At 60.4% G+C, this 14,968-nt stretch carries 12 protein-coding genes; 5 read left to right on the forward strand and 7 right to left on the reverse strand.

Annotated features, from left to right (window positions below; all coding sequences use genetic code 11):
* Nucleotides 1-21: 21 nt before the first annotated feature.
* The 5 genes from twy1 to glpK all read right to left on the reverse strand — a co-directional run bounded on the left by twy1 (nucleotide 22) and on the right by glpK (nucleotide 5,325).
* Entirely contained in the window at nucleotides 22-999 is a 978-nt protein-coding gene (gene twy1 / locus QNM96_RS02610) for a 4-demethylwyosine synthase TYW1 (protein ID WP_283834450.1), read from the reverse strand.
* 174 nt (nucleotides 1,000-1,173) lie between these two features.
* On the reverse strand, nucleotides 1,174-1,500 hold the full coding sequence (locus tag QNM96_RS02615; protein WP_283834451.1) for a hypothetical protein: 327 nt from the start codon (nucleotides 1,498-1,500) through the stop codon (nucleotides 1,174-1,176).
* A 428-nt stretch (nucleotides 1,501-1,928) separates the two neighbouring features.
* A complete protein-coding gene (locus tag QNM96_RS02620) occupies nucleotides 1,929-2,609 on the reverse strand; it encodes an HAD-IIB family hydrolase (RefSeq protein ID WP_283834452.1) in 681 nt (226 codons plus the stop codon).
* Between the two features lie 107 nt (nucleotides 2,610-2,716).
* Entirely contained in the window at nucleotides 2,717-3,784 is a 1,068-nt protein-coding gene (locus QNM96_RS02625; protein ID WP_283834453.1) for a hypothetical protein, read from the reverse strand.
* Entirely contained in the window at nucleotides 3,781-5,325 is a 1,545-nt protein-coding gene (gene glpK / locus QNM96_RS02630) for a glycerol kinase GlpK (RefSeq protein WP_283834454.1), read from the reverse strand. The genes QNM96_RS02625 and glpK overlap by 4 nt, the downstream gene beginning before the upstream one ends.
* A 315-nt stretch (nucleotides 5,326-5,640) precedes the next feature.
* On the opposite strand from glpK, the gene glpA reads away from it, so the two are divergent.
* From glpA to QNM96_RS02655, 5 genes are all read left to right on the forward strand, one after another.
* Entirely contained in the window at nucleotides 5,641-7,323 is a 1,683-nt protein-coding gene (gene glpA, locus QNM96_RS02635) for an anaerobic glycerol-3-phosphate dehydrogenase subunit GlpA (RefSeq protein ID WP_283834455.1), read from the forward strand.
* Between the two features lies 1 nt (nucleotide 7,324).
* On the forward strand, nucleotides 7,325-8,695 hold the full coding sequence (gene glpB / locus QNM96_RS02640) for a glycerol-3-phosphate dehydrogenase subunit GlpB (protein ID WP_283834456.1): 1,371 nt from the start codon (nucleotides 7,325-7,327) through the stop codon (nucleotides 8,693-8,695).
* A 130-nt stretch (nucleotides 8,696-8,825) separates the two neighbouring features.
* A complete protein-coding gene (locus QNM96_RS02645; RefSeq protein WP_283834457.1) occupies nucleotides 8,826-10,220 on the forward strand; it encodes an anaerobic glycerol-3-phosphate dehydrogenase subunit C in 1,395 nt (464 codons plus the stop codon).
* A complete protein-coding gene (locus QNM96_RS02650; protein ID WP_283834458.1) occupies nucleotides 10,220-11,368 on the forward strand; it encodes an AAA family ATPase in 1,149 nt (382 codons plus the stop codon). Before QNM96_RS02645 ends, QNM96_RS02650 begins: the two co-directional genes overlap by 1 nt.
* 62 nt (nucleotides 11,369-11,430) lie before the next feature.
* Entirely contained in the window at nucleotides 11,431-13,512 is a 2,082-nt protein-coding gene (locus QNM96_RS02655; protein WP_283834459.1) for a hypothetical protein, read from the forward strand.
* 139 nt (nucleotides 13,513-13,651) lie between these two features.
* On the opposite strand, the gene QNM96_RS02660 is transcribed toward QNM96_RS02655, so the two are convergent.
* Nucleotides 13,652-13,786 (reverse strand): hypothetical protein, encoded by a 135-nt coding sequence (locus QNM96_RS02660; RefSeq protein WP_283834460.1) that lies wholly within the window; start codon nucleotides 13,784-13,786, stop codon nucleotides 13,652-13,654.
* Nucleotides 13,787-14,035: 249 nt separating this feature from the next.
* Entirely contained in the window at nucleotides 14,036-14,962 is a 927-nt protein-coding gene (locus QNM96_RS02665; RefSeq protein ID WP_283834461.1) for a DUF368 domain-containing protein, read from the reverse strand.
* Nucleotides 14,963-14,968 lie beyond the last annotated feature (6 nt).

A 14,968-nucleotide genomic window follows, 5' to 3' on the forward strand; every position in this document is an offset into this window, starting at 1 on the left:
TCGCGTGGCCGATACCGAAGATTAGTCACCCACAACCGGGTCGTCCGCCCAGAACTCGCTGTCTTTTTTCAGTTTCGGCACCCAGGTGTCCTTCGTCTTCGAGAGTAACGCGACGTTCGAGGCGGGAACGTCTTTACACTCCGTAAACTCCGGCATGTACGTTTTAACCTCCTCTGCGAACTCGACGACGTCCTCGTGGTCGGGCATCGACGAGCGATCGAGCCGGCCTCGAGAGTGACCGACGTGCATGTAGGATTTGAGTTCGATAAAGTCCGGGTCCGCGCGCTGGTAGTACGCCGCGTAGAGATCCGGGCTGTGCATGTTTTCGCCGTTGATCAGCGTCGTTCGGAGCACCGTTCGGGTCTCGTCTTTGTCGGCGAGGACGTCCATCGTCTCGAGGAGCTTCTCCCACGCGTCGTCCTCCATCGCCTTGACGACCTGATCGAAGGTGTGGCGTTCGGGCGCGTCGACGCTGATGTACAATTGGGTGGGGTCACACTCCCGGATAACTTCGGGGCGGGTACCGTTCGAGACCAGGAACGTGGTGATGTCTCGATCGTGGAACGCCTCAATGAGTTCCGGCAGGTAGGGATACAGCGACGGCTCGCCGTCAAGCGAAATCGCGACGTGTCGCGGTTCCATCGCTTGCTCGAACACGTCGTCGGGGACCTTCTCGTTGCCGCCAAAGCCCGAAAGGAGCTTCTTCTGGAGGGAAATCGAGGCGTCGACGACGGCTTCGGGGTCGTCCCACTCGACACCGTCGAGTTCGTACGCGTGGCCCGCGTGATCGCGCCAACAAAAGACACAGCGTTCGTTACAGCGGACGACGGGGGTCATCTGGATGCACCGGTGGGACTCGATGCCGTAGTAAATATTCTTGTAACACTTGCCCTCCCCGCGCAGGGCGTTCGCGGTCCAGCCACACGTCTGGGCGGCCGTGTGGTTCTCGCTATGATAGTCGGGATCAGAGACCTGCAAGGTCTCGTCTGAATCGCTCATAGGCGAGCATCGCAGTGATGAGACAAAAGACGTGTGGTGACGGCTCGAACGATGAGGGAGTTGTCACTCGAGGGAGTGGAGTGTAAAACCCGAGAAACGACCGTCGTTTCCGGGTTGAAAAGTACGATTGTCGCCGAATGCATTCACCTTGCCAATCAATAGCCTATTACTGCCTTATGGCATGAGACTGCGGTGTTTCGCCTCGTGCCAGGCGTCTCGAGCGAACACCGTCGCTTTCTCGAACGATCCAGTCACTGGTGAGGCGTCGCCCGGCGAGCGATACGTCGCGATTAACGACCACATGATCGTCGTTGCGGCCGCGCCCATCGCTGAAAACGTCATCCCGAGCGTCGTAAACGTAAACGCGTACGCGGCACCGACCAGCATCGACGGCAGGCTCGTTCCCAGGGGGACACGAGCGCTTACGTCACGCAACGTTGGCGCGAGGAAAACGATCGAAAGTGAGCTTCCAAGCATGAACACGAAGTCTTGCCACATCATCAAAACAACGTACTCGATGGAGCGTAAATATAGCCTTTGATTCAGAAGATGATTGTTGTAAATATATTCAATGAATATTGACTGTTTCGGCCGGAGAGAGCTTGCTAACGCCGGCATCCGCCGAATCCCACACGGTTATCAATGAGTGGTTGTCTCATCATCCTCGGGAGCTACTGCGCACTTCCGAGCGCACACCGCACGCTCGAGCGGGATCGTTCAGTCGCGCGACGAACGAGTATCGCGGCTCGAACCGTTCGAATATCCAACTACTCGTCGCTGTTTCGATCGTTCCAGCGGGTAAATCTCAGAGTGATCACGTTCAATCACGTATTACTCGAGTGTTCGGTATTTCTCCCGTCGACCAACACCGCGACTCAGGGAAAACGGCGTTCGGAAAGTCGGACAAAAACGGTCGGTCGAATAGCAGTTTACGCGGACCGAACCCGCTCGATCACCCCTAGCGTCGCGTCCGCGTGAACGTCCTCGAGCACTTCGTCGGCGGCCCCTCGAGCCGCGTCATCGGCGTTTCCCACGGCGAACGATCGACCGACGACCTCGAACGTCGAGACGTCGTTTTCGGAGTCGCCGACGGCGACGGCCTCCTCGAGGTCGAGGTTCGTGTGTTCGGCGATGGTTCGAACGCCATCTCCCTTGTTCGGCGCTGGGTCTTTGACATGGTAAGCGTAGCCCGTGTCGACGACTTCGAGACCGTAGCCGTCGGCGATTTCCCGAAGCGGTTCGACTGGCTGGTCGTGCTGGACCGCGATTTCGGTTTCCCGCCAGCGGTTGACGGTGTCCTCGGGACCCCAGCCGAGACTGTAGCCAGCGGCTTCGTACTCTCGCGCGACGGCCTCCGCGGCATCGCGGTCCGCCGTAAAGAAGACGTCGTCGCCGGTATAGACCGCGCCGCCGTTTTCGGCGACGACCAGTTCCGGAATGCCGGCGAAGTGACAGAGCGCGACGGGGTAGGGAAACGCCTTCCCGGTCGCGATCACGACCGGAGCCTCCCACTCGAGGAGCGGGTCGAAGAGCCGGGGATCGATTCCCCAGCCTTCGGGCCGGGTCAACGTGCCGTCGATGTCGAGGACCAGCGGTGGGTCGCGTTCCATACGTAGTAACGAGGATTGTGGACCATATATTTTGCATCACGACTGCGGCCGAATCGGCCTCGCGTTCAATTTGGGTCGAAAATGAGATCGTAAATTGGTCGCCGCGCTTACAGCGTCGGGACCCACGACGCGTCGGGGAAGACCCCCGCGAAGTACAGAACTGCGACCAGCAGCGTCCCGAAGACGATCGCGGCCGCGGGCGGGTCGACGTGGGTGTCGCCGTGGGCGAAGAACACCCGCTGGAAGAGTTCGGCGAACAGCGCACAGATCACGCCGAAGATCAGCGCGACGATCAGCGCACCCGATTGGCCGACTCCGGCGATGACGGCGTCTCCGCTCGCCATCACGGCGAGTGCGGCCGTCCCGGCGGGGAGCGTGATGTGGTGGGTTACCGGCACTTTCTCGATGCCAAGGTTGAGGAACAACAACGACGCCGCGCTGATTCCGAACGCCAGGAACGGGCTTTGACTCGCGATGGCGATCCAGCCGCCCAGAATGCCGGCGAACGCGCCGAGCGTTGCGACGTGGCCCCACTTGTACTGGTGGGGAAGCCACGGTTCGACGGCGAACCGTCCGAGCTCCGTGGCTGTTTTCGCGGCACCGTTGGCTGGTTTATCTGCGGCGATGACTTCTCCGCCATCCGTGGCCGTTCGTCGCTCTCCGCGCTCGAACGGGCTCATATCGAGGATATTGCTCCCGCGAACCGTCCCGATGATGCTGTAGCCCAGAATCAGTCGGTGGAAGATCGCCGAGAGGACGACACCCATCGCGATCGGATCGTACGGAAGCGCGAGGGTATCGGAGGCTACCTGTATCCACCAGCCGAGCAGTCCGAAGGAAGCACCGACGATCAGAACGTCGGGTTTTGTTCCGAGCGCCTGGGAGATGTTCTTCGCCTGATGGTAATCGCTGGCGAATCCGTCCATGTATCCGCGCCTCGCGGCGTAGGCCGTCGCCGCCACGCCGCCTGCGAAACTGACCGCTGGCGAGAACGCCGGTCCGAAGGCGATCTGGTCGGTGATGGCACCGTCACCGCCAGCGAGGACGGACGCCTCGCCGGCGATCACCATGAAGCCGGTGAAGACGAACGCCGGAAGCGGACCGAACGCCGCGCCGAACGCGCCGCCGCCGAGCGCGGCGATCATGTTCGCGAGATCGAACAGTGCGTCGATCATTCATCCACACCGTCCGTCGCCCAGTCGAGCGACCTGTCCACCGCGTCGGACCACCGTCCGTACATTTCGTCGGCGTCCTCGGCGTCCATCTCGGGTTCAAACTGTCTGTCGATCTGCCAGTTGTCGCGAAGCCCCTCGACGTCGCTCCAGTAGCCGACGGCGAGCCCGGCCGCGTAGGCCGATCCGAGCGCCGTCGTCTCGTCGACGACCGGTCGCGAAATCTCCGAGCCGATGATATCCGACTGGAGCTGACAGAGGTAGTTGTTCTTCACCGCGCCGCCGTCGACCTTCAGCGAGGTCATCTCGATGCCCGAGTCAGCCACCATCGCCTCAGCGACGTCACGGGTCTGGTAGGCGATCGACTCGAGGGTCGCCCGGACGATGTGTTCCTTACGGGTGCCGCGGGTCATTCCGAGGATGGTTCCGCGCGCACGTTGGTCCCAGTGGGGTGCGCCCAGTCCCGTGAACGCGGGCACGACGTAGACGCCATCAGTGGAGTCGACGCTCCGAGCGAGTTCGGCGGTTTCAGAGGGATCGTCGATCAGGGAGATATCCTCGAGCCACTCGATCGCCGCCCCGGTGATGAAGATCGAGCCCTCGAGGGCGTACTGAACGGGTTCGCCCGAGCGCTGGAAGCCGATCGTCGTGAGCAGGCCGTGGTCGCTCTCGACGGCTTCGCCGCCGGTGTTCATCAGGAAGAACGAGCCCGTCCCGTAGGTGTTTTTGGCCTCGCCGGCCTCGAAGCACGTCTGGCCGAAGAGAGCGGCCTGCTGATCGCCGAGCGCGCCGGCGACCGGCACTTCCGCCTCAAGGAATCCGTCCGGATCCGTCGTGCCGTACGTCTCGTCGTCACTCGAGGGTCGGACCTCGGGCAACATCTCGCGCGGAACGTCGAACTCTTCGAGAAGTTCGTCGTCCCACTCGAGGTCGTGAATGTTGTACAGCATCGTCCGCGAGGCGTTCGTAACCTCGGTGATGTGGTTCCCCGTCAAATTGTAGATGAGCCAGCTGTCTATCGTACCGAACAGCACCTCGCCGCTTTCGGCCCGGTCGCGGATGTCTTCCGGCCGGCTTCGTTCGAGCTTGATCGGATCCGCGTTCTCGAGGAGCCACTCCGCTTTCGTCGCGGAGAAGTAGGCGTCGGCCTCGAGACCGGTCTTCTCGCGAATCTCCTCGACCATGCCGTCTTCCTCGAGTTGCTCGACCCGATCCGTCGTGCGCCTGTCCTGCCAGACGATGGCGTTGTGGACCGGTTTTCCGGAATCCGCGTTCCAGAGCACCGTCGTTTCGCGCTGGTTGGTCACACCGATGGCCTCGAGTTGCTCTGGACTGATCCCCGCCTGACCAAGCGCCGTCGTGATAACGCTCTTTGTCGTTTCCCAGATTTCTATCGGGTCGTGTTCGACCCAGCCGGGTTCCGGATAGATCTGTTCGTGTTTCTCGTATGCGTTCGTAACGACCTGTCCGCCGTGGTCGAAGACGATAAACCGTGTTCCGGTCGTCCCCTGATCGACTGCGCCGACGTATGTTGAGTCTGTCACTGATGGTCACCCTGGAGCGGCACGCGATTTGTTTACTGCCGATCGCGTGTTACTGGTAAACAATATCTACGATCGTGATAAATGTTTCCGTACATACTGTTCGTTCGAAACTCGACAACGAAGTTAAACACCAGATAAACCCGATCACTGGGCTACATCTCGGTTCATTCTGGGTTCTATTTCTCGCAATATCAATCTGGATGCGGCTCCAACCCTGAGAGTGATCGGAAATATATCGTATCGGTAGGATTGTTATGGGCGGTATGGGAGCGTCGGTAAAATAAAGAGGGCTCGGGCCAACGTCTTGATGAAGGGATGGCACGCAATACGGCGGTTCTCGTTCTCGGCGGCGGCTCGACCGGCTGTGGAATCGCCAGGGATCTGGCTCGACGCGGCCTCGAGGTAACCCTCGTCGAGCGAGGAAATCTGACTGGCGGAACGACCGGTCGAATGCACGGACTCCTACATAGCGGGGGCCGGTACGCGGTTTCGGATCAAGCGAGTGCGACGGAGTGTATCGAGGAAAACGAAATTTTGCGGGATATCGCCGGACACTGCGTCGAGATGACCGATGGACTGTTCGTCCAACGGCCTGAGGATCCCGACGAGTACTTCCGGAAAAAACTCGACGGATGTCGGGAGTGTAACATTCCCGCGGAAGTCCTCTCGGGCCGAGAAGCCCGAGAGGTCGAGCCGTATCTCGCGAGCGACGTCAAACGCGCGATCAAAGTCCCGGACGGGGCCGTGGATCCGTTCAGGCTCTGCGTCGCGAACGCGCTCGACGCCGAAAAGCACGGCGCGCGCATCGAGACCCACGCCGAGGTCGTCGACCTCCTTCGGGAGGGCGACGACATCTACGGCGTCGAAGTGAGACACGACTCGGGACCCGGAAAACGGGTTCACAGCTCCGCCGGAACGACCGAGGAGATCACGGCCGACTACGTCGTCAACGCGACCGGCGCGTGGGCTGGCCAGATCGGCGAGATGGCGAACCTCGAGGTCGCGGTTCGGCCTTCCAAGGGCGTGATGACGATCATGAACGTGCGGCAGGTCGACACCGTCATCAACCGGTGCCGACCGAAGGGCGACGCGGACATCGTCGTGCCCCACGAAACGACGGCGATTCTGGGGACGACCGACGAGGAAGTCGACGATCCCGACGACTACCCTGAAGAAAACTGGGAGGTCGACATGATGATCGATACGCTCTCGGAACTGCTCCCGATCCTCGAGGAATCCCGGACGATCCGCTCGTTCTGGGGCGTTCGACCGCTCTACGAACCGCCGGGGACCGGGACGCAGGATCCCACCGACATCACGCGGGATTTCTTCCTGCTCGATCACGCCGACAGGGACGGCGTTGCCGGCATGTCGACTATCGTCGGCGGCAAGTTCACCACCTACCGAGCGATGGCCGAGGAGATTTCGGATCACGTTTGTGATAAACTGGGTGTGCGAGCGACTTGCGATACCGCCGACGCGGCGCTACCGGGGAGCGAGAACCTCGCGGTGCTCAAGGACGCGATGGACGACTTCGGGCTCCGATCGCCGGTCGCGCGTCGCAGCAAACAGCGACTCGGGAGCAGATCCGCGGACGTTCTCGAGACGGACGATCCCAACCCGGTGATCTGTAACTGCGAAGGCGTCACGCGGGCTGAGATACAGGATGCGATCAGCCAATCCGGGTCGGACCTCAACGCCGTTCGGATCCGGACTCGAGCCTCGATGGGGAACTGTCAGGGCGGCTTTTGCTGCCAGCAGATGGCTTGCGAGTTACACCCCGAGTACGACGAGGAGACGACTCGAGCGGCGTTGGACGAACTCTTTCAGGAGCGGTGGAAGGGCGAACGCCACGCTCTCTGGGGCGAACAGCTCTCGCAGGCGATGCTCAACTACTCCCTGCACGCGACGACGATGAACCGCGACGGGGATCCGGCAAGCGCCGACGAGCGGGTAGCCTACGACGCCTTCGACGGCGGGCCAGGGGGGGATCGCTGAGATGGCCATCGAAGACGACGTGCTGGTCATCGGCGGCGGCCTGGCGGGCGCGACGGCCGCCCTCTCGGCGGCCGAACGCGACGCGACGGTTCGGCTCGTCAGTTACAAGCAGAGCACCCTCCGTCACGCCAGCGGCCTGATCGACGTGCTCGGCTACATGCCGACGGGCGTCGACGAAGTGAACGACGGGGATGACGGGGGCGACGGCTCCGGAACGGAGACACCGTTGGTCGATCCGTTCGAGGCCATTCCGTCCCTCCCCGAAGGCCATCCGTACGAACGAGTCGGCCTCGAGACGGTACGCGAGGCGCTGTTGTTTTTCGATTCGATCGCTGGCGACGCCTATGCCGGCGAGCACACCGACGCGAACGCGCTCGTTCCGACCCACGGCGGCACCGTCAAACCGACCGCTCGGTACCCGGCGACGACCGCCGCGGGGATTGCAAGCGATCCTCGAGACGCCCTGTTGGTCGGTTTCGAGACCCTTCCCGATTTCGACGCCCCGCTGGCTTCGGCCCACCTTCAGGCGGCCGAGGTTCCCTTCGAGAGCCGCGGTATCACGCTCTCGTTCCCGGGAATACGGCGATCGGATGCGAAGATTACCCGGTACGCACATATCCTCGAGCGAGACGAGTCGGTCGATACGGGTGCCGGCGACGGACCCGCACGGGCGGCGCTCGCCCACGCGATCGGAACCGAACTCGAGGACGAATCCCGTGTCGGTCTCCCCGCAGTGTTGGGTGACGAACACGCAGACACCGTTCGCCGGGACCTCGAGGAACGACTCGGGATCGACGTCTTCGAAGTGCCGATGGGGCCGCCGAGTCTTCCCGGCATTCGACTCGAGGAGCTGTTGTACGACGCGCTCGAGGAGGCGGGGGTTCGGGTGACGACCGGCGTTCCCGTCGTCGATTACGAGCCCGTCGATGGAGCGAACGGTTCAGATACGATCGAGCGGATCGACCACGTTGTCGTCGACCGAAACGGACAGCAGGTCCCCTACAGCGCACAGCAGTACGTTCTCGCGACGGGCGGACTGGTCGGCAAAGGCGTCCGATCCGATCGAGATCGAGTCTTCGAACCGATCTTCGACTGTCACGTCGCACACAGCGCGGATCGGTACGACTGGTTCGTCGACGACGCCTTCGGCGACCACCCGTTCGCTCAATTCGGGCTTTCGGTCGACCGAGAGCTCCGACCGCTCGAGGAATCCGATGGGGAGGAGGCCGACGACATCGAGTTCTCGAACCTCCGAGCGGCGGGAGCGATACTGGGCGGGTTCGACGCCGCCGCGGAGAAATCCGCGAGCGGGGTTTCATTGGCGACCGGCTACGCGGCCGGAAGCCGTGCAGGCCAGGAGGCGAGCGAATGATAGCGGTTCGACCGACGGACGAAGCGGGCGGGCGATGCGGTCGACGGACGGCGAGTGGTCGATATAGTCGACGGACGGCGAGTGGTCGATCGATTATGCTGAGGACAAATCGACGGACGACGGTGATTCGATGAGCGATGCACAACAGCCAACGGACGACGGATCGGGAAGCGAGGAGTTCGAACCGGTACAAGTGTTCCCGGAGGCCGAGGAGATGGACCTCCGACCGGGTGCCGACGACTGTTACAAGTGCTCGACCTGCGACACGAACTGCCCCGTCGCCGAGGTCGACGACGAGTTCCCCGGACCGAAGTTCCAGGGGCCCGAGCAGTGGCGACTCAAGCGCCAGGAGGACCACGACATCGACGAGTCGGTGATGAAGTGTTCGAACTGTATGCGTTGTGATAACGCCTGTCCGTCCGAAGTACCCCTCTCGCAGATGCATAACACGGCAAGAGGCGAGTACGTCGAGGAGAACATGAGCAAGTTCTCTCGAGAGTACTGGCGGAATCGGTTGCTTTCGAACTACGGGACGATGGCTCGCATCGGAAGTAAAGTACCCCGCCTCACAAACTTCATGATGGGGTTGACAGTGACACAGGTCATAAACGAGAAGCTACTGGGGATCACGAGCGAACGGGAGTTTCCGTCGTTCGCGACGGAGACGTTCCGCGAGTGGTGGGAAACGCGAGGCGGACACGAGGCCTCGAGGGAGAACGCTCGAGACGCCAGGGAGAGACGAGACGACTCGAGCGACGACGAAAGCAAGCGCGTCGCGTACTTCCACGGCTGTTATTCGAACTACAACACGCCCGAGGTCGGGAAGGCGATGGTTCGGGTATTCGAACACTTCGGCTACGAGGTGCTGGTTCCGGACCAGCGGTGTTCGGGGACGCCGATGTACGCGAACGGGATGCTCGACGACGCCGAACGCGCCGCCGAGACGAACGTCGCCGAACTCGCCTCGGCGATCGAAGACGGCGCGGACGTCATCGCCTCCTGTACGTCGTGTTCGATGTCGCTCCGCCAGGAGTACCCCGAACTCTTCGATTTCGAGGATACCGAAACGGTCGCTACCCACACCTGGGAAGCCCTCGAGTACCTCCGGATTCACGAGGATCTCGAGGCCGAACTCGAGACAGCGAGCGTCGATATGTCGAACTTTGCCTATCACGCGCCGTGTCACGCGCGGAATCAGGGCCTCGATGGCCAGACCGTCGAGGTCCTCTCGTCGATTGACGGCGTGGAAGCCGAGGACGTCGGCGACTCGTGTTCAGGCATCTCCGGCACCTACGGGTGGAAAGAAGAGAACTACGAGACGTCGATGAAGATCGGCGGGGAGATGTTCGAGCACATGGAAGGGGCCGACGCCGAGTCCGGGATGACGGAGTGTCCGACCTGTGCCATGCAGATGGAACACGGAACCGGCTACGAGATCAAACACCCGCTCGAGGTGCTTTCTGCGGCGCTGGCCGACTCCGAAACGCCGGAGGCAACGAAAGCGAGCGGAGAGGAAGCGGTGTAATGGATCTGCACGAACGAATCGGTCGGCGACAGTCCGCACACAACGGTGGACAGCTCGTCGTCGATCAAGCGTATCTCAGCCCCGCCGTCCACTCGTCCGAACCCGTCGGTCGAGGCTCCGTCCTCGAGCGCTGTCTGGACGTTCTCGAGCCGGTGTTCGACGGCGAGTTACCGCCACCGTTCGCAGTCGTCGGGCCGGCGGGGTCGGGGACCTCCGCGGTTGTTACGGCGTTGTTCGCGGAGCTGAACGACACCTTCGGGGACTCCGACCGGGTGATCGGAACGTCGACGCGAATGGAACGAACCGGACCGACGACGTGGTTCCTCTACATCGATGGCCGCCGGGTCAAGACGCCGTTCGCGTTCTACCGCGAAGCCCTTTCGACGATCACCGACGAGGCGGTTCCCGAAAGCGGGATCGGAACCGACGAGCTTCGGGAACGATTTGTGGCCAAACTCGAGCGACCCAACCACCGCGCGGTGGTCGCGATCGATCACCACAACGAACCTGAAACTCTCGAGTACGAGCGCGTTCTCGAATTGCTCGAGCCAGTCAGCGATCACGTCGGAACCGCCGTTGTCGGCACGCGCGAACCCGACGAATGGCACGGATCGACGATAACGGCCCCGGCGTACCGCCAGCACGAACTCGTCGATATCGTCGCCGATCGGGCATCGACCGGCCTCGCCGCCGGTGCACTGGACCACGATTCCATCCGCGACATCGCCGACTGGGCTGACGGAAGCGCTCACGACGCGCTCACAACACTGTACGTCGCAGCGGTCCTCGCAAACGACGATGATGCGACACAGATTCGCAATGAACACCTTGAGACGGCGATGGCAGACGTGCCGACGGACGGGATCCATATTGATCGAACGCTGACGTTATCGGAAAACCGCCAACAGGTTCTTCTAGATTTATTATCCGTTTCAGCCGAGTCGGAGCCGATCCGCGAGGTCGCACGCAAGATCGAATCGGAGTCATCAGTGACTGCGAGTACCGTCACTCGATTTCTGTACGAACTCGCGGATCGCGGGGTTCTCGAGCGCGTTGGACTGCCGTCGACGGGCTCCGGACGTCGCCCGAGTACGGTCGAACCGCGATTTTCACCGATCGCGTTTCGGTCGCTCGTCGCGGTGCGGTAACGAATCAACGAGCGGTTATTTTTTGTAGTCTGCACACAAATGATAGATAGTGAAGAGGTAGTATGAGTATTGAATTCAAAGACACGACAGAACCAACCGGGCTCGAAGTATATGATTCGATCGAGCAACGGCGTTTACAAATTAAGACCTCCAAACCTATTTTTCCGACGCCGGTGCCGACGGAAAACTTCCATTTTCCCGTGGATAAATCCTGTACGTTCGAAACGACCGAACTCGTTTTCGATCAACTCTATTCTGTCACAATTCACAACGAAACGGGTCGAGCAGTACAAAATTTAGATGCGGGTGATTCGATTAGTTTCGATGACGGAACGCAGTTTGTCGGCCTCAGTGGGCCTATTCGGTTGTACGTGCAACTCGATTGCCCGGCTATGATACAAGTGGGGATGAAGTCGATTCGAATATCGCTCGGTACCGAAACGACTGTCGGACTCGGTATGAGATCGCTTCACGAACACCCCGCCGAGACGATCACGACTCCCCGCGAGATAGAACCGATGATGAAAGCGGTCTCGGCGTTTCCTTCGGCGCTAAAAACGACGAGTCCGGAACGGGCGTGGCCGACGCTCCGGGGGCATCCTCCGCTCGTCGAACTCGGAGACGAACTGCAGATTCCGGACGCGATCGACCAACCGGATAACGACATTCGGATAACGATCCCGCCGGACTACCGGAACCTGTTTTACGCCGCCCCGCTCGCGTTTTATCTCGGAGCGACCGTTCAGCCAGGGTCCGAGCCAACACTCGAAACAGCTGAGTTCGACTATTCACTCGGGTCAGAGTGTGAGTTAGAAGATGAGTTCGCTCGACTACTGAAACAGATCTTCTTCCTCGACTGCTTGACCCGAACTGAAGGTATTTTCGGGAACAAACTTCACGAACGAACGACGCTGGAGGGTGAGATTCCGTTCGACCTCGCCGAGACGTACTCGCTATCACTGTCCGAACAGCTCGAACGGTATCTCGACATCCCGTATGGTTGGATCGAACAACATATCCCTCGCTGGCCGCTGACCGCCCACCTTCCGTCCACTCCTTCGAACGTCGAACTGCTTCCGTTTATCGTCAACGAGCTCGGAATCATCCGCGAAACTCGAGGGAATTCGAGACAGCAGGTGGCTCGACAGGATCCAACAAACGCCCAATTCGTCCGCTCGGCGAGTGAGTACAGGACCGAAAATCCCGATCTACCGTCGAACGGTTCACCGTTCGTCACACCGAGCGTCACGGAAGAATCCATCGAACACGCGTGGTTCGGTGACGATATCCCGCTCAGTGCGTCGAAAGCGTCGATCGAAGCCTATCGAAGCCAATTATCCCGCGGTTCGCTCCGCGAATCGATCGAGATATTGCTCGTCTGTAACGACGCACGGATGACGGACGAACACGATTTTCTGGACCAAACCTACGGAAATCGCGAAACGCTTCCGTTCGACATCGACTCCGAGTTCGGCGTCAGTACGGATCGTCTCGCAGAACTGCTGACTGACGGCGGCTACGATTTCGTCCACTATATTGGCCACGCCACCGAAGACGGTATCAAGTGCCTGGATGGGGATCTCGACGTGAGAACGCTCGAGTCAGTTGATGTCGGGGTTTTCTTCCTGAACGCCTGTCGCTCGTACGAACAGGGACTTGCACTCACTCAACGTGGGGCACACGGAGGCGTGAGTACGTACAACGACGTCATAAACGAGTACGCCGTCGAAACCGGCGAAATGATGGCCCGATTGCTCAACCGTGGCTTTTCGCTCCGAGGCGCGCTCGAGATTACGCGAGAGAACTCAACGCTCGGTGACGAGTATCTCATCGTCGGCGACGGTTCCGTGGATATCGCCCAAACTGAGGGGGGAGCTCCGTCGATCATCTCCCTCGAGGAGCACGACGATTCCGAGTTCGGGTTCGCACTGCAGTCGTATTCGACGAAGGAATTTAAACTCGGTTCGGTGACGGCATCTGCACTCGAAGCTGTCGACGATTTGCACCTAAGTCCTGGACAGCCACCGGCCTCGAGGGTTGAAAAACAGCCGTTAGAAGAGTACCTCACCTGGACGGAACTGCCCGTTCTAATCGACGGCGACTTGCGGTGGAACGACGGTATCGGACCGCTCCCGATTAACTAAAGAGACTTAATGCGACACCGAAAGAGACTGCTGATGCGGGTCTGACAAAGTCTGATGAACCGAGTGTAGAAACGCTCCTCGAATATTCGTACCATATCGGAACAGCTGTACTTCTCGGATAGTTTGTTGAGACGAAGTCTTACGGACCAACCTGTGTGTACGTCCCAGCGGCCGCCGTTCCAACCTGGCTGAGCAACAGCACCAGAGTGAACAGCGCGCCGATCATTCGTGGGTGCGATACGAGGTAATCTTTCATGGCATCTGTTGCGGACATTGCATTCTATCAGTTGTTGCCATTGGTAATAAATTTATCTTATGTTCTCGGAGATTTTTTATGTAAAATATATCCTCAAAATAATAAGTTCAGCGTATTGCGAGAAGAGAAATGCAAGCAGAGAGACGATTTCCTCGCCTCATTTCCATCAAATCTGGGTTCTAAGCGACGATGGAAACGAGTGCATCGACACCGCCGGGCGCAGTATCCGGGAGAGCACAATTCGCCGAACTACCGTCGCTCAGACCACTAATACTCGAGATCGTCGGTGTTCCGGTCGACGATCAGTACCGCGAATCCACCGATTACCGCGGCGAGCACGGCGGCGGTCGGCGACCCAGCAGTCGTCTCGTTGAGATTCCCCCGCACCTCCTCAAGTGGCAGTCGAAGCGCCCCGACCATCAAACTGACGAGAAAGACGAGCGTCGCGGCCCGGTACCGGTCGAGGGCATGGCGAACGAGATGAGCCATCGAAAACAACCCGATCACGGCACCGACGCCGAAGACGGCGACGATACCGCCCGCATCGATGATCGGAGTGAGCGATTCGCCGTTGACGAGTCCGAGTACGCCGTCGACGAACGTACTCAACACGCCGGTCATGTACTCGTACTGACCGAGTATGAGGAGGAAAAAGGCACCCGACACGCCGGGCAACACCATCGCACAGATCGCGACGGCACCGGCGAGAAAGACCATCGGCAGGCCGTGAGAGGCGTTAGTACCGGTGACTCCGGTAATGGCGAGTGCGAGAAGGATCGCGACTGCCGCTACACCGAAGCGTTTGGGCGTCCACGTCTCGATATTATCGTATAACACGACAGCCGACGCGGCGATCAAGCCGAAGAAAAAGCCGTACGTCGGTACTGGCAGCGAGTTCACCGCGTAATTCATCAGTCGAGACAGGGCCACGATCGCCGTTGAGACACCGAGTCCGAGCGCCAGCAAAAACAGCGCATCCGTTCGTTCGACCAACTCGAGCAACGCTTCGCGCCCCTCCGGAGTGTGAACCCGGACCGCTGGGCCGAACTCCCGTGGATCGATCGCCGTGATCGCATGGATCATCCGATCGTAGATGCCGACGATCAGCGCGATCGTCGCGCCCGAAACCCCCGGGACGACATCGGCCGCACCCATCGAGAACCCCTTACAGTAGACCAGGAGAAATTCACGCATCGCTCG

Origin of the sequence: Halostagnicola sp. A-GB9-2 (assembly GCF_030068615.1) — an archaeon.
In the GTDB taxonomy this organism is placed as follows: domain Archaea; phylum Halobacteriota; class Halobacteria; order Halobacteriales; family Natrialbaceae; genus Halostagnicola.